Annotated in this window: 18 protein-coding genes; 6 read left to right on the top strand and 12 right to left on the bottom strand. The window is 45.4% G+C overall.

Features of this window, described 5'->3' with window-relative positions; all coding sequences use genetic code 11:
* Position 1: 1 nt before the first annotated feature.
* A complete protein-coding gene (locus RIH33_RS12500; protein WP_406651129.1) occupies positions 2–1,336 on the bottom strand; it encodes a hypothetical protein in 1,335 nt (444 codons plus the stop codon).
* 17 nt (positions 1,337–1,353) lie between these two features.
* Here RIH33_RS12500 and RIH33_RS12495 point away from each other — a divergent pair, with 17 nt between their 5' ends.
* From RIH33_RS12495 to chrA, 6 genes are read left to right on the top strand one after another with little or no spacing between them, the layout of a single operon-like run.
* A complete protein-coding gene (locus RIH33_RS12495) occupies positions 1,354–1,674 on the top strand; it encodes a 2Fe-2S iron-sulfur cluster-binding protein (RefSeq protein ID WP_406651128.1) in 321 nt (106 codons plus the stop codon).
* Positions 1,675–2,268 (top strand): thymidine kinase, encoded by a 594-nt coding sequence (locus RIH33_RS12490; RefSeq protein WP_406651127.1) that lies wholly within the window; start codon positions 1,675–1,677, stop codon positions 2,266–2,268.
* A complete protein-coding gene (locus RIH33_RS12485) occupies positions 2,240–4,402 on the top strand; it encodes a hypothetical protein (protein WP_406651126.1) in 2,163 nt (720 codons plus the stop codon). Before RIH33_RS12490 ends, RIH33_RS12485 begins: the two co-directional genes overlap by 29 nt.
* A complete protein-coding gene (gene recO / locus RIH33_RS12480) occupies positions 4,402–5,091 on the top strand; it encodes a DNA repair protein RecO (RefSeq protein ID WP_406651125.1) in 690 nt (229 codons plus the stop codon). The genes RIH33_RS12485 and recO overlap by 1 nt, the downstream gene beginning before the upstream one ends.
* A 41-nt stretch (positions 5,092–5,132) precedes the next feature.
* Complete coding sequence (locus RIH33_RS12475) at positions 5,133–6,095, top strand: isopenicillin N synthase family dioxygenase (protein WP_406651124.1); 963 nt, start codon at positions 5,133–5,135, stop codon at positions 6,093–6,095.
* Positions 6,095–7,276: a chromate efflux transporter gene (chrA, locus tag RIH33_RS12470; protein ID WP_406651123.1), complete on the top strand. Its 1,182-nt coding sequence runs from the start codon at positions 6,095–6,097 to the stop codon at positions 7,274–7,276. Before RIH33_RS12475 ends, chrA begins: the two co-directional genes overlap by 1 nt.
* Before the next feature lie 143 nt (positions 7,277–7,419).
* Here the strand turns inward: chrA and RIH33_RS12465 are convergent, their stop codons facing one another.
* The 11 genes from RIH33_RS12465 to RIH33_RS12415 form a co-directional block, all read right to left on the bottom strand.
* A complete protein-coding gene (locus RIH33_RS12465; protein WP_406651122.1) occupies positions 7,420–7,962 on the bottom strand; it encodes an OmpH family outer membrane protein in 543 nt (180 codons plus the stop codon).
* Between the two features lie 17 nt (positions 7,963–7,979).
* Positions 7,980–8,516 carry an OmpH family outer membrane protein gene (locus RIH33_RS12460; protein ID WP_406651121.1) on the bottom strand — a complete coding sequence of 179 codons (537 nt, stop codon included), beginning with the start codon at positions 8,514–8,516 and terminating at the stop codon, positions 7,980–7,982.
* A 4-nt stretch (positions 8,517–8,520) separates the two neighbouring features.
* Complete coding sequence (locus tag RIH33_RS12455) at positions 8,521–11,163, bottom strand: outer membrane protein assembly factor (protein ID WP_406651120.1); 2,643 nt, start codon at positions 11,161–11,163, stop codon at positions 8,521–8,523.
* Complete coding sequence (locus tag RIH33_RS12450) at positions 11,163–11,903, bottom strand: isoprenyl transferase (protein ID WP_406651119.1); 741 nt, start codon at positions 11,901–11,903, stop codon at positions 11,163–11,165. Before RIH33_RS12450 ends, RIH33_RS12455 begins: the two co-directional genes overlap by 1 nt.
* A gap of 82 nt (positions 11,904–11,985) precedes the next feature.
* On the bottom strand, positions 11,986–12,693 hold the full coding sequence (locus tag RIH33_RS12445; protein ID WP_406651118.1) for a DUF6089 family protein: 708 nt from the start codon (positions 12,691–12,693) through the stop codon (positions 11,986–11,988).
* A 3-nt stretch (positions 12,694–12,696) separates the two neighbouring features.
* Complete coding sequence (locus tag RIH33_RS12440; protein WP_406651117.1) at positions 12,697–13,782, bottom strand: DUF6089 family protein; 1,086 nt, start codon at positions 13,780–13,782, stop codon at positions 12,697–12,699.
* A 69-nt stretch (positions 13,783–13,851) separates the two neighbouring features.
* The gene (locus tag RIH33_RS12435) at positions 13,852–14,727 is read right to left on the bottom strand and encodes an NAD kinase (RefSeq protein WP_406651116.1); all 876 of its coding nucleotides are present in this window, start codon (positions 14,725–14,727) and stop codon (positions 13,852–13,854) included.
* Positions 14,728–14,732: 5 nt separating this feature from the next.
* Positions 14,733–15,398: a cbs domain containing protein gene (locus RIH33_RS12430; RefSeq protein WP_406651115.1), complete on the bottom strand. Its 666-nt coding sequence runs from the start codon at positions 15,396–15,398 to the stop codon at positions 14,733–14,735.
* Positions 15,395–16,153: an alpha/beta fold hydrolase gene (locus tag RIH33_RS12425; RefSeq protein ID WP_406651114.1), complete on the bottom strand. Its 759-nt coding sequence runs from the start codon at positions 16,151–16,153 to the stop codon at positions 15,395–15,397. The genes RIH33_RS12430 and RIH33_RS12425 overlap by 4 nt, the downstream gene beginning before the upstream one ends.
* A 23-nt stretch (positions 16,154–16,176) precedes the next feature.
* On the bottom strand, positions 16,177–16,713 hold the full coding sequence (locus tag RIH33_RS12420) for a CvpA family protein (RefSeq protein WP_406651113.1): 537 nt from the start codon (positions 16,711–16,713) through the stop codon (positions 16,177–16,179).
* 12 nt (positions 16,714–16,725) lie between these two features.
* Positions 16,726–17,175: a GatB/YqeY domain-containing protein gene (locus RIH33_RS12415; RefSeq protein ID WP_406651112.1), complete on the bottom strand. Its 450-nt coding sequence runs from the start codon at positions 17,173–17,175 to the stop codon at positions 16,726–16,728.
* Positions 17,176–17,200 lie beyond the last annotated feature (25 nt).

The raw sequence follows: 17,200 nt of genomic DNA, 5'->3' as shown, positions 1-17,200 counted from the left end.
ATTATCTGAATTTCCTAAAGACCACTTTGAGAAGCTCCTTGACCTCTTCACTATTCATGTCCCAGGCACGCTCCTTGGCGTAAGTTTGCACCAGCAACTCCACTGCGTCATCAAATGATTCGCAGGCTTCTATAGCGGCAATGGCCTCGGTAAAAGCCTCACGACTACCATCAAACAGCTCCTTGGTAAACATGTATCGATGATTTACGGAGATGCCTTCCATGATGGTTTGCACCTTCTTTTGCTCCAGCTGATCGGCCAGGGTATTGCTCTTCTTGCTAAAAGTGTCATTAATGGTTTCACCAGCCTCCGAAAACTGCTCATTCACAGATTCATCTGGAGCAATTTCCTCACCTGGTGTTTCCTCCGGCCAATCTTCTGCTCCCGATGAGTGTTCAGCCGTTTCCTCGGTATATTCCGCCTCGTCAGATTCTTCTTCATCCACGTTCAACGGCTCCTCGTCCGCTTCCGCCTCTTCTTCCATTTCATCAGGTACTGACTCCTCCTCTGCCTGTGCAGGTTCAAAACTCAGCTCTTCATCATCATCATCGGCTTCCTGTTCTTCAAGCGTTTCAGGCTCCGGTTCCCCATCTTCATATGCCTCTTCGTCAGAGTAAAATTCCACATCCTCTTCTTCATCCGGTTCTTCCTCCATCAGGTCCTCCTCCACTCTCGGAATGTCCTCCTCTTCACTGTCTTCCACATTGGCGAAAGAGTCTTCATCCATGAACAACTCCTCCTCCGATATGGGCACCACTCCGGAAAGCAGGGTCAACTCGTGGTTCACTACCTCTGCTGTATCCAACTCATCAAAATATGTTTCGGCGTTATCCAGAAACTCATCCAGTGATACTTCATTGTTCTCCTCGAAGAAGGACTGAACGTCCTCCTTGTGCAGTCTGAGGTACTTGAGAATGGGCTTGGTAAGCTTCTCATTCACCTGAGGCACATCCAGTGCATCGAACTCCATGATGAGATAACTACCCGGATCCGCAGCAATCAGGAGCGTGTCAGCCACCGCCTCCTCCAACATGCCCACCAGGTGGTCTTGTCCCATCTCAATGTGCTGAGAAAGCGTGTTCATAAACTGAACCATCGCCTTTCTTACCTCCGTGTTTTTATAGTTAAAAAACGGGCTTTCCAGACGCTTCATTTCCTCTTGCCACTTGCGAAAGAGGATTTTTAGAACGAAAAAATTAACCTGCTTGGAAGGGGTTAGACTAAGTATTTGCTTACCGGAAATTTTCTCATTTTGCTGAAAAAAATCAGAGGTGATTTTTTCGGAAAACTCTTCACTATATTCCTTTATAAACTCATCGTTTAGTTTCCTTTGCATAAGAATGGAAGATTGAAATGCCTGAAGTCACAATAAAAAACCTCAATAGTAAAACTATTCATTGCAAGTCTAAAACGGAAAAACTTCTGGATATTTTACTGACCGAAACGGACTGGATGCATGCCTGTGGCAAAAAAGGGAAATGCACCACCTGCACCACCGAAATTCTGGCCGGACAAGAAGCGCTGAGTGGGTATACCGAAGCTGAAAGGAGATTTATTAACTTAGGGAGATTAAAAGAAGGTGACCGCCTGGCGTGCCAGGCGGAAGTACATGGAAATGTAACCGTAAAGGCACCTGGCGCATATAAACTTCCACACATTGATTATTCTGAATAGATGTTTGTAGAACCCAATATTGGAGGCAGATCCATTGGCAAAGCTGGCTGGGTAGAAGTGATCTGTGGATCCATGTTCTCGGGAAAAACCGAAGAACTCATCCGCAGGCTCAACAGGGTCCTGATCGCTCAGCAAAATGTGGAGATTTTTAAGCCCACCATTGACAAGAGGTATTCCAAAAAAAAGGTAGTCTCTCACAATGAAAATGCGATCCACTCCACCCCGGTGAATTTTGCTCATGACATACTCCTGCGTGCGGGACATTGTGACGTAGTGGGCATTGATGAAGCCCAGTTTTTTGATCATGAGATCATTTCGGTCTCCAACGAGCTGGCCAATCAGGGCAAAAGGGTCATCATAGCAGGGCTGGACATGGACTTTATGGGGAAGCCTTTCTCCCCAATGGATCAGTTGATGGCCACAGCCGAGTACATTACCAAAGTACATGCCATCTGTATGGAATGTGGAAATATCGCTTCTTACTCCTACCGACGGACTAAATCAAAGCAAACTGTCGTTCTAGGTGAAAAAGATGTCTATGAGGCTTTATGCAGAAAGTGTTTTTATGAAAAAATGGATAACAAGCCTCGTTAGTATCTGGTCTATTACACTGACCACCTGTTTCGCTCAGAATGTCCCGATCGATACCTGGCGTACGCACTTCAGCTATAACAACGCTCAGATATTGGAGGCCGGCAACGGAAAAATCTTTTGTGCCGTGGAGAACGGGCTTTTTTACATTGATCTCACTACCGGAGCCATCAATACCCTCTCTAAGACCGATGGGCTATCCGATGCGGGGATCACCTCACTGCGCTACAGTGAAGACTTCAAGACACTGGTGATTGGCTATGAGTCGGGGCTGGTAGATCTGCATCACAACGGGAAAGTCACAACCATTCGTGAAATTAAGAATGCCACATTGGTGGGTAGCAAAAGGATCAACCATATCATTACACATGGAAAGCTCGCCTATGTGGGTACGAGCTTCGGGATCATTGTGATCTCATTAGAAAGACAGGAAATAGTAGACAATCATCGTTCTATTGGGCCCAATGCCACGGATGTCATAGTCACAGAAATGATGGTATTTAATGAACGACTATTCGCTATAACCAACGCGGGAGTTCTGAGCGCGTCCCTACAGACCAATCTTTCCACTTACATCAGCTGGATACTGGAAGCAGACAGCGCGGACTACAGACACCTGGCTGCGACTGGGGAAGGCCTGTTTGTGATTAAAAACGACACGCTTATTGCCCAACGAACGGGTAATCAATGGACAGATGCCAGCTGGGCAAGTGCAGAAACGATCGTAGACCTGAAGGGGGATAACGAAATGCTTTATCTGCTGACCTCCGGGGCCATTCAACAATACGAAAGCACTGGCCCAGCCCTTCTACAGTCTATTCCGGACCTTCAGGCCAATACCTTCCTGCCGTTGAATGGCTTTTGGATTGGGGACCAACAGTTTGGGCTTATTGATCCTGCCGGACAGTCCATTGTGCCCAATGGCCCTTTAAGTGATCACATCACGCATATCCGGTATTCAGATCAACATTGTTATGCCTTTTACGGCCCTCACCCCGAAGGTTATGATGGACAAACCGACTCATTGGGCTACAGTTCCTTTGACAACACTTCCTGGAGCACCGAAACCATCAATGGATTTTATAACATCACGGATGTAGCATTCTTTGGAAATACCCATTATTTCTCCTCCTCAGGATACGGTCTATACAATCGAACCACTGGTTTTCCCGTGGCTGGCCTTTCGAAGAATCTGGAAGGATACGACCCGCTGATTCCTCAACTCACCATTTCATCAGATTTACTTTATGTCCCCTCATACGAAAGCGAGCATCCACTTTACACCCTGGATGAAGATGGCGAACTCAATTCTTATACCCTCTCCTTTATCGGCACCTCTTTCCCGCTCGCCATCAATCTCTCCCAGCGGGGCATTCTCTGGATCACCAGAAGTATCAATGATGGCGGAGGCATCATCGCCTTAAACCTCAATAATCAAGATTTTCGGGAGATAACTACCTCAGATAAAATTCCCTCCAATCAGATCAACGGTGTGGCCATGGACCTAAGTGATGAGGCCTGGATAGCCACAGTCAGTGGTCCGGCCATTTTCACCGAGGCGTCCTTCATTTTTGATGACCTCAATGCCCTGATTCCTATTTACGATAATGCAGAGGTGTTTGAAGATGAAAGTGTGACGGCCGTTGCGGTAGATGGGGGTAACAGAATCTGGATGAGCACCCGGGAAGGCCTTTGGGTCTTTGATAACAGTATGAGCCGACTCGAGGCTCATTTCACCATTGACAATTCACCCCTCCCTTCCAACACGGTTTTAAAGATGGCCTACAATTCAAAAAACGGGGAGATGTTTATCCTTACGGAAAAAGGGCTCGTTTCCTATCGAAGCGGGTCATCTGCGGGTGGAAACACGAACCAATCCGTTGCTGTCTTCCCCAATCCCGTGAGGCCGGGATATGAAGGAAAAGTAGGCATTACAGGCCTCGTACGCGACGCCTCGGTGAAAATCACAGATGTCAACGGCAAACTCATTCGTGAGGTAGAAGCAAAGGGAGGTACCGCCTCCTGGGACCTGCTGGACTACAATGGTCAAAGGGTCAGATCAGGAGTATACATCCTATTGAACGCTTCACAGGATGGTTCTGAAACACACATTGGCAAAATAGCAGTGGTAAACTGATGGTCACAAAAACCAGGGGTATAGTCATCAAATACCTGAAGTATCAGGAATCCAGCATCATCGTTCAGATTTTTACTGAGCACTACGGACTCATGTCCTTCATGGTCAATGGTATCAGAAGCCCCAGGTCCAAGCGGAGTATTGGCTATTTTCAAGCCTTTTCCCTCCTGGAGTTAGTCGCATACATCAAACCCAACCGATCCATTCAGAGACTCTCAGAATATAAGTATTACGCCACGGCACACCATATTCAGCAGGACATCCGTAAAGGAACAATTGTGCTTTTCCTCTCAGAAATCCTGAGCAAACTACTCACCCATGAGCAGGGTGAATCCCATGAAAGACTATTCGCCTTCCTATCCAATGCCATTATCACTTTCGACAGCCTTCAATCCGAAATAGAAAATTTTCACCTTCACTTTTTACTGAAAATGCTACCCTTTGTGGGTCTCGACGTGGAGGATGGTACTGCCCTTGTCCATAGTATGGAGCTGGAGATGATCGAGGAAGACCATAATCTTATTACCTTTATATCAAGCATCATCAGTTCGGATTACACCGAGCCGGTGCAGGGATCAGGCGCATTACGGTTCAAGGCCCTGGAACTCATTTTGAATTATTACGAGCATCATACCACACAGCTTGGCGAGATCAAATCTTTAAAAGTGTTGCACCAAGTGTTCAGATAATTGTACAAATGATTTTATTTTTGAGCTAACCCAATACCTCTATGAATAACACTCTCTACAGTGAAGTCCCTTCACTAGACCTTGCAGATTTTACCTCTGGGGATGCTGCTGCCAAAAGCAAATTTGTGAACGATCTGGGGCATGCCTATCAAAACATAGGGTTTGTAGCCATCAAGAACCACGGACTATCAGATGAACTCACCCAGCAGCTCTATGCTTCGGTACAGAAGTTCTTCATGCTGCCAGATGAGGTGAAGCTGAGGTATGAAAAGAAAGAACTGGCTGGTCAGCGGGGCTATATCAGCAAAGGCCGGGAAAAAGCCAAAGGCCGAAACACCGGAGATTTGAAAGAGTTTTACCATGTAGGCCAGCCTACACAGAACAAGTTGGATGAATACCCCGAAAACATCTGGCCAGAAGAAGTTCCGGAATTTGAAGCACTAACACTCCAGGCTTTCAACACCTTGCAGGAAGCCGGCATACAAATGCTTAGAGCCATCGCCCTCCATTTGGGGTTGGATGAAATGTACTTTGACGACAAAGTCCGCCAGGGAAACAGCATTCTCCGTCAGATACATTACTTCCCGATAGAGAACCCTGATGAAATCCCCGCAGATGCGGTACGAGCTGCCGAACATGGAGATATCAACCTGATCACGCTACTCATGGGTGCCAGCGCTGATGGCCTTCAGGTACTTAGGAGAGATGGCACTTGGATTCCAATTACGGCCTTGCCGGATCAGATCGTGGTGAATGTAGGGGATATGCTGGATAGGCTTACCAATCACAAACTGAAATCAACCATACACAGGGTAGTGAACCCACCAAGAGAAAAAATGGGTACGTCCCGTTTCTCCATTCCCTTTTTCATGCATCCTATTTCTTCCATGGACCTCACCAGTCTCGAAAGCTGCATAGACGCTGATCACCCGAAACAATATGAAGATGTTACCGCCGGCGAATTTCTGGATGAAAGATTGAGAGAAATCGGATTGAAATCCTAATGTCAGTCAGACGGGTCAGATACCTCATATTTTTAAGGGATGTCCTGATCCTTAGTGTTACCTCATTTGGTGGCCCCACGGCGCACCTGGCCTTGATTATGGACATGATGGTCACCAAACGTGGCTACCTCTCAGAAACGGATCTGATGGAGCTCTATGCCCTGTGCCAGATTCTTCCGGGGCCCACCTCCACCCAAACCATTACGGCCATTGGATTTAAGATTGGCGGGCCAAGTTTGGCCTACCTCACCTTGCTCATTTGGGCGCTACCGGCGCTCACCATCATGATTTCTATGGGTATTATGGTGAATGTCTTTCAGGAAATGGACATCTCACTATCGTTCCTTAAGTTCATACAACCCATAGCTGTGGGTATAGTGGCCTACTCTGCTTATCGCATATCCAGCAGCGTAGTGAGCACACGCACGGGCTTTTTCCTGATGATCATTTCCACCATGGCTTCCTATATTTTCAGAACGCCCTGGGCCTTTCCTATCATGCTGCTGATTGGTGGCTCCATCACGGCCTTCAAGTTCAAGCAGCAGCCACTGGAAGAGAAATCCACCATCAAAATCAACTGGTCTAACTTTATTCTTTGGATCTCTGTTCTGGTTTTTGCCGCTGTACTCGGTGGAGTTACACAGTATTTGCCCATCAGGCTATTTGAGAACTTCTATAGGAATGGCAGCCTTATTTTTGGTGGTGGCCAGGTACTGGTGCCCCTGCTTTACACGGAGTTTGTCGAATTCAAAGGCTGGCTCACCTCAGAGGAGTTTCTCTCTGGCTATGGGTTTGTACAAGCGCTCCCGGGGCCTGTATTTTCCTTTAGTGCCTATGTGGGTGCGGTGAGTATGAACAATACAGACATTCCGCAGCAGATACTGGGCGGAGTGATGGCCGCGGCAGGTGTATTCTTACCCGGCACATTTTTCATCTTTTTTGTGAGTCGGTTTTGGGAGGATTTGAAAAAATACCGAATGGTCAAAGCCTCTTTGGAGGGCATCAATGCAGTGAGCTCCGGAATGGTCATTGCAGCAGCCTTTTTCCTGTTTGAACCCATTGCCCCCACCACGCTCAACTACTCCCTGATGCTGGGCACCATGTGCCTGATGTTTTTCACTAAAATACCAACACCACTAATCATTCTGGTAGGCCTGATCACCGGGATTATTCTGAAATAGCGTACAATAACCATTTTGACGTGCTTGAAGGGTACCGGATCGCTCGAGGACCAATAAGGAAATCCAGTCTTTCAGAAGTTCCCAAACAAGAAAGGCCCGGCAAAACCCGGGCCTTTCCAGCTCAATTAATCTTCACAGAAAAATTACTTTCCTTCTACTGCCGGAGGCGTAATTCCCAACTTCTTCAAAATAAGATTTGATACATCATCCTGCTCTCTGGCATACAGCAACACATCAAATCCCGGAGATCCGGCACTGAAAATGTGCGTATAGCCATTCTCAACAGCTATTTGCTCGATCGCATTCCCAATTTTTTCATAAACCGGCTTCAGCAATTGATTACGTTTGTTGCCCATAGAGGTCTCAGCATCCTGAGAGAATTTCTGAATACTCTGCTGCAGACTCTGGATTTCCTCTTCCTTATCCGTACGGATAAGATCGTCCCAGGTAGCTGCATTGGCCTGATAGTCGCTCATCTTGGTTTGCAGGTTGTTGTACTTGGCTTGTATCTGATTCTGCAATTGCTTCTCATAGGCTTTCAGCTCAGCATCTATTTGCTTAGCTTCAGGCAACAGGCTGAGAACATAGTCTGCATTGGTGTAGCCAATCTTGAGATTTTCCTGCGCCGACACCTGTGCCGCACATGCCATCAACACCACAATTACACTTAAAATTTTTGCTTTCATAATAAAATTGTTATTTCCTAATTACTACTTTCCTGGTTTTCACCCAGACCCAGTTCCTCCAATACATAATCAGTATAGTCATGAATAGGGTCAGTATAAATCATGACTAAGTCACCCGACTTGTCAAAAACGATCTGCAATCTATTGTTTTTTGCAACACGTTCCACTGCTTCAAACACCTGATCTTGCACAGGCTTTACTAATTCCTTCTTTTTCAAAAAATAAAGACCATCAAAACCAAAAATCTGCTTCTGATATTCTTTCACTTCTTTCCACTCCCTGTCTATTTCCTGGCGGCGTTCTGCACTCATCTCAGCAGTTAAAAGGACCTCCTCTGCCTGCAAAGCCGCCTCCATTTCCTCCACCTTTTTGTACATCTCCTGAATCTCCGTCTCCCAGCCCCTGGCCAACTTCTCGATCTCCGCCTGGGCCTCCTTGTACTCCGGCATTCTGCTGAGCACATACTCAGTATCCACGTACCCAAATTTCTGTGCAAAAGTATCACTTATTGCGAACAAAAACAGGCAGAACACAAACAGGGCGCTTTTCTTCATAGTTTTATCTGATTTGTTGGCCGATAGAGAAGTGGAACTGTGGACCACTCACCTCCAGCGAACCTGGTGCCGGATCCAATCCATATCCCCAATCCAGACCCAATAAACCAAACGCCGGCATGAATATCCTCACACCAAGACCGGCAGACCTGTAAAGGTTATAAGGATTGAAATCATCAAGATTATTCCAGTTATTACCACCTTCAAAGAACGTGAGCACATAGATGGTAGCCGATGGGTTAAGCGATATGGGATATCGAAGCTCCATGACAAACTTGGTAAACATCGTACCTCCTTTAATTCCGCTAGCATCCGTAGGCGTGATTACATTGTTTTCGTAACCTCTCAGACCGATCACGTCTGTTCCCAAAAGGAAATTCTGACCGGTCAAACCATCTCCTCCTAACTGGAACCTCTCAAAAGGACCCACACCTACTTTATCCGTATAAGAACCCAGCATACCAAAGTGTGCACGGGGAGCTAGAACCAAATTCCCTGCCAACTTTAAATAATACTTGAAATCCATGTTCCATTTGTGATATTCCAAAAAGCTATAAAGGTCTTCAGAAGTGGCATTTTCATAGTCCAGCTTGCTCCATAGCGAGTATGGCGGAGTAAAGGAAGCACTCAGCGAAAGGGACGATCCTGTCCTTGGATACATGGGGTTATCCACTGAGTTTCTTGCCAGAGTGTTGTTGAATGTCAAACTATGTGAATCTCCGGAAAAGCCGTAAAAAGAAGTCAACGAACCTTCCAAGGTATATTTCTGATAAGAAAACGAATTGCTCACCGTGAAATAATCATCCGGCCAGGTGACTCTTCGCCCAAGGGATACTGTAGCACCGGACACCTGAAGTTTTCCAATAGTCTCATTCTCAAAATTCAGTGATCGCTGAGCAGAGTGGCTAAAATTCACTCCAAAGTTATTAGGCTTACGTCCACCCAGCCATGGCTCATTAAAACTCATCGAATAGCTCTGGTACCTTCTACCATTGGCCTGCATTCTTACCGAAAGCTTCTGTCCATCCCCCATTGGGAGCGGACGCCACTTTTCCAGGTGAGGGATGTTCTTCACCGAGAAGTTATTGAATGATAAGCCAAGGGTACCTACAAACCCAAAGGTTCCACCCCATCCACCTGATAGTTCCACCTGATCATTGGGTCGCTCCACAAGTTGCCATTCTATATCCACTGTTTCATCGGCAGGATTAGGCTTCGGCACAGGATTCACCTGCTCGGGATCGAAGTACCCAAGCTGAGACAGTTCCCGCTGGGTACGGATCAGCTCAGAGCGGCTAAATTTCTCACCCGGAAGGGTTCTGATCTCCCGTAGCACCACGTGATCATTGGTTTTATCATTTCCGCTGATGGTCACTTCATTGATAGTGGCCTGAGGTCCTTCATACAGTCTCATCTCCAGATCAATGGAGTCCTGACTCACACTTACCTCCACCGGATTTACCCTAAAAAAGAGATAACCATCATCCATATACAGGGAGCTAATATCAGCTCCTGTTGGATTATAATTAAGTTTTTTATTAACCAGCTCCAGGTCATAAACGTCTCCCTTTTCTATGCCCAAAACCCTATCCAAAAAGGCATCGTCGTAGATGTAATTACCCGACCAGATGATCTCTCTGAACCGGTACTTATTCCCCGGATTAATGTTGATGTCAACATTCAAATACTTGCGGTCAATGCTGTAGACCGAGTCGGTCACAATTTCCGCATCACGATATCCTTTGGAGTTATAAAAAGTGATCAGGCCCTTCTTGTCCTCTTCAAATTCGCTTCTGACAAATTTGGCGGACTTAAACACATTGACATTTACCTGCTCCCCTAAATATTCCTTGAGTTCGCGAGTGCTTGTTTCCTTTTTGTGGGTTAAAAAATAGAAGAGGTTTTTGGGATTCAAAACCATCAGGGTTTTCTCCAGGAGATCTACAGGAAGGCCAATTCTCGGCTTCTCTCCTGTATTTTTCAGCTTACTTCGGAGCTTTGCTGCGGTGAAATTATCATCCCCATAGAAATTAATGTTCTTAACCTTGACCTTTTGGTTCTTCTCAACAAGGATCACAATATTCACGCTATTCGCCAACAGCGTATCCTTTTGTTGCTTGATCTTCACTTCTGCGTTCAGGTAGCCCTTGCCTTCGAAGTACCTCTTCACCGAAAGCTCAGTGTTTTTGATCACCACATCTGTGAGGATTTTTCCCCTCACCAAATCTACTTTATCCTTGAGTTCAGCAATCTGACTCTTGTTCGCACCCTTAAATTCATACTTAGTCAGCCTTGGTCTTTCATTCAGCGTAATAATCAGCCAAATTTTGTCGCCCTCTATCTTTTCTGCTTCAATAGACACATTTCCAATGATCCCTTGCTTCCATAATTTCTTGATAGCTGCGGATATTTCGTCCCCCGGGATCTTGATTTTATCGCCTACACGTAGTCCGGACAGTGAGATCAGCGCATTGTTGTCCAAAAACTGAACACCCTGAACCCGGATATCAGCAATTTCGTATTCCCTCGGGCTGGAGTAATTGATGGTCACACCATCATTTGTAGGGGTGTTTTTCTGACCAAATCGAATCTGGCCATCGACACCAAACGATATTAAAACTGCTAGTATTAGTAAATATTTTTGCATTATCCGAGGTTGACCTGTTCACTTATCTTTCCAAAACGCCTTTCTCTTTTCTGATAGGACACTATTGCCTCATGAAGATGCTCTTTTCTGAAATCCGGCCAGAGGACGGGAGTAAAAAATAATTCTGTATAGGCCATTTGCCAAAGTAAGAAATTGCTAATTCTCATTTCACCACTTGTACGTATCAACAATTCCGGATCCGGAAAACCGTACGTAGAAAGGTGTCTTTCTATCTGTTCCTGATCTATTGCATTCGCTTCCAACACTCCTTTTTCCACCTCCAAAGCCAATCCCTTCATAGCATTCGTCAAGTCCCACTTACCACTATAGTTAAGCGCTAAAATCAGCTTCAATCCATCATTTTGGGAGGTTTTGTCAATTGCCTCCTGAAGCTTTTTCTGTGCCTTATCAGGTAATTGAGAAATGTCTCCAATCGAGTGAAGGCTCACATTATTCTTCATCAATGTTGGAACCTCATCATTAATGGTAGCCACCAGTAGTGTCATTAGCCCTTGCACCTCCTGCTTGGGTCGAGACCAGTTCTCAGTACTGAAAGCGTAAAGGGTGAGGCACCTCACTCCTAGCTCGGCGCAGCCTTCCGTAGCCTCCCGGACCGCTTTGATGGCATTTTTGTGGCCGAAAATTCTGGCCGCACCTTGTTGTTTTGCCCATCGCCCATTTCCATCCATGATAACGGCAATATGCTGAGGTAAATTGCCCTGATTAATTTGCTCCTTCATCCCCTGATTAGGCTAAAATGCGAAAGACCACAAAGTTGTGGTTTTTTTTACTAACGATGAATGATTAAACATTTTTTAACGCTTAATAGGCCCTTATACGGTTGAGGATAGATTTGTTTGGGATATAGGGGAAAGGGCAGGGAATCTTATAGAGCACATAGGTAAGACTGATCCCTGAATAAAAGTACCAATCCTTGTCATTGGGATTACCATACTGATAGTTTTTGATACTTTGATCCCCATCTGATATCCCATCGAGGTAGTCGAAAAAAGTCTTGCGTGCACCAAGTTCACCCGCCAGGGTAAGCCGCTTGCTTAGCATGTACTTGACCCCTCCACCCATTGGGAGTACAGGTTGTACACGCTGATAGTCTTCATATGCTGTAGAAGTATTGTTAAGCTTAACAAACCCCAGTCCGAAGAAAGCATAGGGCGACCATTTGTTTTTATACTTTTCGGATCGGTAGCTCATGAAATGGTATTCAAACACCCCACTTAACTCCAGAAAATTGTGCTTAAACTCATATTGGCGATTTTCTCCAAGCGCATCAACAGGTCGACGATCATTCCCGGAAATACTCCCGGCAGTAAAGGCAAATTTGAAGCTTACTATATCCGAAAAGTTGAGTCGATAGATTCCTGTTCCTGCCAGCTTGCTCTGATCCAGCCTCGGCACTCCATTCAGATCACCAGTATAGTGACTGACCCCCAAACCTCCTCCAAACTCTACAAACTGGGCAGAAAGAGAGAGGGGCAGTAAAAAAAGGAAAATGAGTTTGTATTTACCCAAGGGCTATCTGAATTTTGCTGATGAGCCTGTTTTGCCAACGATCCAGATAATTTTAAGAGTAGTCATAAACATCATGTCGTTATCCTTGGCGTTTCCTCTAATGGCATCTCCGGATGAAACCAGCCCACCACCAACATCTCCGGCGGCATAGTAGGTATTACCATCGGACATCGTGCCGCTGGCTATTTGAACTCCACTCCTATCAACACCACTCCATGCGGCTACAGGTTCTGCACTTCTATCGGACATGATCCTGGCAAGTGGATCGTCAAATTGATCAAAGGGAACGTAGTTGGTACTCACGTCATCTATATAGTCTGTAAACAAATATCTGTATCCCAATTCCAACCCAACATCAAATGGACCTGGCAACCTGAAAGTAGCCCCAAGAGCCAACGGAATCGAGAGTTGAAACGGACTGTATTGCTTAACGTCACTCCCATCCAATAATTGCCCTTCGGTACCCAATTTCCTTAGTTTCACCCACTCACCTGCATTAGGTGCGACTTCTGTGCCACCGGTCGTATAGTCCATATCAGGCACAAGGCCCTTCGGCTCATGATGAAATACCGCACCCCCTACGAAAAGGTATACATTGAAAGGCGGCCTTACGTTCGGGCCTCCATAGTTTGGAAGAAGGAAAATCTCGAAGCCCATTTGAAATTCCTTGATATCATTACGGAAGCTCAGATTTCTCAAATATCGAGGATACGACTGACCTTCAGCGGGATCCGATGTGATATCGTCTCCTTTAAGTCTTCCGTAGTTAAAACCAGCTCTCACTGCAGCATAAGGTGAAAACTTATGCCCCACATTTACTCCGAAACCCGGCTGAGTAAAGGAAACATCGGTACTGGCCGCCTTGTTCACGGGAGCCAGGTCACCATAATAGTTGAGTGCATTAATGTTGCCTGAAAGGAAACTATAGGGCCTGAATTTTCCCCCAACTGAACCTCCATGGTACTTAGAGATGGATTTATTCTTGTTTTTTCTCTTGCGGTATTTGTTCCTCCTTTGCGCCTCAGCGTCTATTGTCGCGAATAAAAACAGGAGAACCAAGCCGAGAGATAGTAAAATTTTGCCTTTCATTAGTCTTTTAGTAAGAGAACCCAAATTTAAAGATAATATTCCAAGTGGATTACTTCTAGAAATATTAAGTTAATTTCTCTTATCCAAGCCCCAGGTTAACTTATTTCTTAAAGTATCCAAAAAAGAACTCCCCTCCACCTTAATTAGTCGTGTGGTAAATGGCGCCTTTTTAATTCTGAATTCTATTTGATCATCGATGGATTCCGACCTGGAATCCAAAGAAACCTGATAGGACTGGTTGCTGGACTCCACCCGAAAGGCCAACTCGCTATCCTCTGAAATGATCAAAGGCCGCACATTCAAGTTGTGTGGGCTGACGGGTGTAATGATAAAATTGTGGGTATTGGGCATAATGACCGGACCCCCGCAACTCAGGGAATAACCTGTAGAACCTGTAGGGGTGGCAATCATCAATCCATCCGCCCAGTAGGTATTGAGAAATTCTCCATCCAAATAGCATTTCACCACAATCATGGAGGAAGTGTCTTTTCTTAAAATCGCAAATTCATTCAGCGCATAATTTTTACCGTCAAATAACGGCACATCTGTTTCCAAAGCCAGGAGGGAACGATCCTCATAAATAAACTGCCCTGCGAAGTAAGCTGTGAGCGCATCCCGAATATTTTCCCTTGAAATAACAGCAAGAAAACCCAGCCTCCCCAGATTGATTCCGAGTATGGGAAGCTGCGAAGATCCTACATGAGTGAGTGTATCGAGCAAGGTTCCGTCACCTCCCAAACTGAAAACAGCCTCAAACGTGTCCATATCTTTGCCCGGGATATAATGAGGGTAGTTCTTGAATATCTCCTTAGACTCAGGAATGGCGGACATTTCCGGGCTCACAAATATTTCCCGCCCGTTTGACTCGATGATCTTAACTATATCGCGAACGTAACTGGCAGAATCCGGGGATATTCTGCGCCCATGGATGGCAATTTTCCTCATGCCATCTATATTTTTAGGTACTTCATCAAAATATCGATCCGCTCCTTCTCTTCGTAGCTGGAGTCTCGCATGTTATAGGAATTTTCCACATAAAAGCCATGCTGCTCCAGTGAAGCCACAATATGGGTGATTTCTTCCTTATTGATTTTCAATGTGAGATTGAGTTCTCCAGGCTCTATGGAATGTGGACTAAGGTAACTACTCAAAATCTTCGCTTCGTTAGATTCTATGATCCGACTGATTTCCGCAAGGGAATAATCGTGCAACTTGAGCCGCAGACCCAGTATGGCACCGGGGGTGTTCACAGATGAGTTTTGGGCAAAGGCCTCTACCACATCTTCAATAGAAACCACTCCCAAATACTGATTGAGCTCGTCGATCACAGCTACTATCCTGAAGCCCTCCAATCCAGAGGTTTTGAGCACATCATAGTAGTGATTTCCGGCATGAACCACGCACTGCTGGCCTACGAGTGGATAATCTCCCACAGCCGGATACCTCAATTCGTCATTGAGTAACAGCTCTTCGTCAATCAAACCCAGAAAAAGGCCACTTTCCACCACCGGCAACTCTGATAAGCGCAACTCATCCATCCACTGTTTGGCCTTGGATATCTCATCCTGAGGCTTCAGTGGAGGAATCATATAGTTTATCAGGTCTTTGGCGATCATACGGCCACTTCTTTCATCAAAAATGTTTCTAAAATCTCATTAAACTCCTCCGGACGCTCCATCATCGGTGCATGACAGCACTTATCAATGAACCTGAGCGTTGTGTTTGGAATCAAGCGATCAAACTCATGACCCACATAAGGGGGTGTAATCGTGTCGTTCAGTCCCCATATCAACAAGGTGGGTACTTTTATGTTTGGAATATCATCGGCCATGTTATGGCGCTGAGCAGATTTGGCTATGGCCACAATGCGCAATGCCTTGGGAATACTCTTAGTCGTTTCAAACACCTCATCCACCAGCTCCTTAGTGGCGGTCTTTGGGTCATAAAAAGTATAGGCCACCCGCTCCTGAATGTATTCATAAGACCCTCTTTTCGGATAAGATCCTCCCATGGAATTCTCAAACAAACCGGAACTCCCGGTGAGGATCAGTGAATTTACCTTCTCCTGATTTTTCAGAGTGAAAATTAAACCGATGTGGCCTCCAAGCGAATTTCCTATAATATTGAGACCGCTTAAATTTTGCTTCTCCACAAAATCCTCCACAAACTTATTGAGGGTATCCAACCCTGCTTCTCGTACGGGCATGGTATATATAGGTAGCAGGGGGATGATCACTCTGTAGTTGGCAGAAAATCGCTGAACAACTCCATCCCAATTGCTCAAAGCCCCGAAAAGCCCATGCAGCAACAGCAAGACTTCACCTTCTCCCTCATCTATAAATCTAAAACCGTCTTGTTCTTTAATATGCATCTTGTATAAATAAACAAAAGAATTTACAAAAAGGTATAAACTGCCTTCCCTTTCTCGCCAATATTTTTCAAGGAATCAATCATGTCCTCCAAAAATGGAAGCACTTTCGAAATCCATTCGAAGGTTCTCGGGCCGATGCTCTCTATATACGGGAAAATCAGTGATCCGTCTGACTGTTCGGAAGGTAGATGTACACCTATGGAATCAAACACCCAAAAGAAAACACTCACGATAAATGCCCACTTGAAAATTCCGGCCAGGGCTCCAAGTATGTTATCAAAGAAACCCATGAAAGTAAGGTCCACAGCCTTCTTGATAATTTTTGCAGCCAGATTGATCAATAGCACAGCGATCAGAAAAAGAACGACAAAAACCCCCACCGTGAGCAGCTGATAATAGTCACTGGAATCAAAAAAACGATTGGCAACGGGTATGGTGAGTTCAATGGCCACAAACAATCCCACAAAAAAGGCGAAAAACGAGAAGATTTCAATGATAAAGCCCTTCATGTAGCCTTTGATGCCCCCAATAACGAACACCACCAGAAAAAAAATGTCCAAATAATTCACAGTTTAGCTCAATAACTTCTTGGTCAATATTGACACGGTCTTTCCGTCAGCCACACCGGCAAATTTTTTGGTGGCCACCCCCATCACCTTGCCCATATCCTGTGGCCCGGCTGCACCCACCTGAGCGATGATCTCCTTCAGACTCTGTTCAAGCTCCTCTTCGGTCATTTGCTTCGGCAAAAATTCTTCTATGACAGCCAGCTCACTTTCTTCTTTTGCAGCCAGATCCTCCCTGTTTTGTTCACGGTAAATGGCCAATGAGTCCTTTCGTTGTTTAGCGGCCTTCGTCAGCAGTTTCAACTCCACATCCTCCGAGATTCCATCACCACCACCTTTTTCTGATTCAGCCAAAAGGATAAGCGCTTTGATGGCTCGGAGAGGGGTCAGTCTTTCCTTGTCTTTATTCAACATGGCCTGCTTTATTTCGGCTTCTATTTTCGTTTTTAAACTCATAATCTATTTTTTATAAACAAATTTG

This window comes from Marinoscillum sp. (assembly GCF_040222955.1).
Lineage (GTDB): Bacteria > Bacteroidota > Bacteroidia > Cytophagales > Cyclobacteriaceae > Marinoscillum.
The sequence above is the reverse complement of the archived record's forward strand: the minus strand, read 5'-3'. Positions and strand labels throughout refer to the sequence as shown.

Excerpts from the sequence above, each read along its gene's own strand:
- RIH33_RS12440 (WP_406651117.1), bottom strand. The coding sequence starts at position 13,782 with ATGAAAGGCAAAATTTTACTATCTCTCGGCTTGGTTCTCCTGTTTTTA.
- RIH33_RS12500 (WP_406651129.1), bottom strand. The coding sequence starts at position 1,336 with ATGCAAAGGAAACTAAACGATGAGTTTATAAAGGAATATAGTGAAGAG.
- RIH33_RS12425 (WP_406651114.1), bottom strand. The coding sequence starts at position 16,153 with ATGCATATTAAAGAACAAGACGGTTTTAGATTTATAGATGAGGGAGAA.
- RIH33_RS12465 (WP_406651122.1), bottom strand. The coding sequence starts at position 7,962 with ATGAAAGCAAAAATTTTAAGTGTAATTGTGGTGTTGATGGCATGTGCG.
- RIH33_RS12490 (WP_406651127.1), top strand. The coding sequence starts at position 1,675 with ATGTTTGTAGAACCCAATATTGGAGGCAGATCCATTGGCAAAGCTGGC.
- RIH33_RS12485 (WP_406651126.1), top strand. The coding sequence starts at position 2,240 with ATGAAAAAATGGATAACAAGCCTCGTTAGTATCTGGTCTATTACACTG.
- RIH33_RS12455 (WP_406651120.1), bottom strand. The coding sequence starts at position 11,163 with ATGCAAAAATATTTACTAATACTAGCAGTTTTAATATCGTTTGGTGTC.
- RIH33_RS12430 (WP_406651115.1), bottom strand. The coding sequence starts at position 15,398 with ATGATCGCCAAAGACCTGATAAACTATATGATTCCTCCACTGAAGCCT.
- RIH33_RS12475 (WP_406651124.1), top strand. The coding sequence starts at position 5,133 with ATGAATAACACTCTCTACAGTGAAGTCCCTTCACTAGACCTTGCAGAT.
- RIH33_RS12495 (WP_406651128.1), top strand. The coding sequence starts at position 1,354 with ATGCCTGAAGTCACAATAAAAAACCTCAATAGTAAAACTATTCATTGC.
- RIH33_RS12415 (WP_406651112.1), bottom strand. The coding sequence starts at position 17,175 with ATGAGTTTAAAAACGAAAATAGAAGCCGAAATAAAGCAGGCCATGTTG.
- recO (WP_406651125.1), top strand. The coding sequence starts at position 4,402 with ATGGTCACAAAAACCAGGGGTATAGTCATCAAATACCTGAAGTATCAG.
- RIH33_RS12460 (WP_406651121.1), bottom strand. The coding sequence starts at position 8,516 with ATGAAGAAAAGCGCCCTGTTTGTGTTCTGCCTGTTTTTGTTCGCAATA.
- chrA (WP_406651123.1), top strand. The coding sequence starts at position 6,095 with ATGTCAGTCAGACGGGTCAGATACCTCATATTTTTAAGGGATGTCCTG.
- RIH33_RS12450 (WP_406651119.1), bottom strand. The coding sequence starts at position 11,903 with ATGAAGGAGCAAATTAATCAGGGCAATTTACCTCAGCATATTGCCGTT.
- RIH33_RS12435 (WP_406651116.1), bottom strand. The coding sequence starts at position 14,727 with ATGAGGAAAATTGCCATCCATGGGCGCAGAATATCCCCGGATTCTGCC.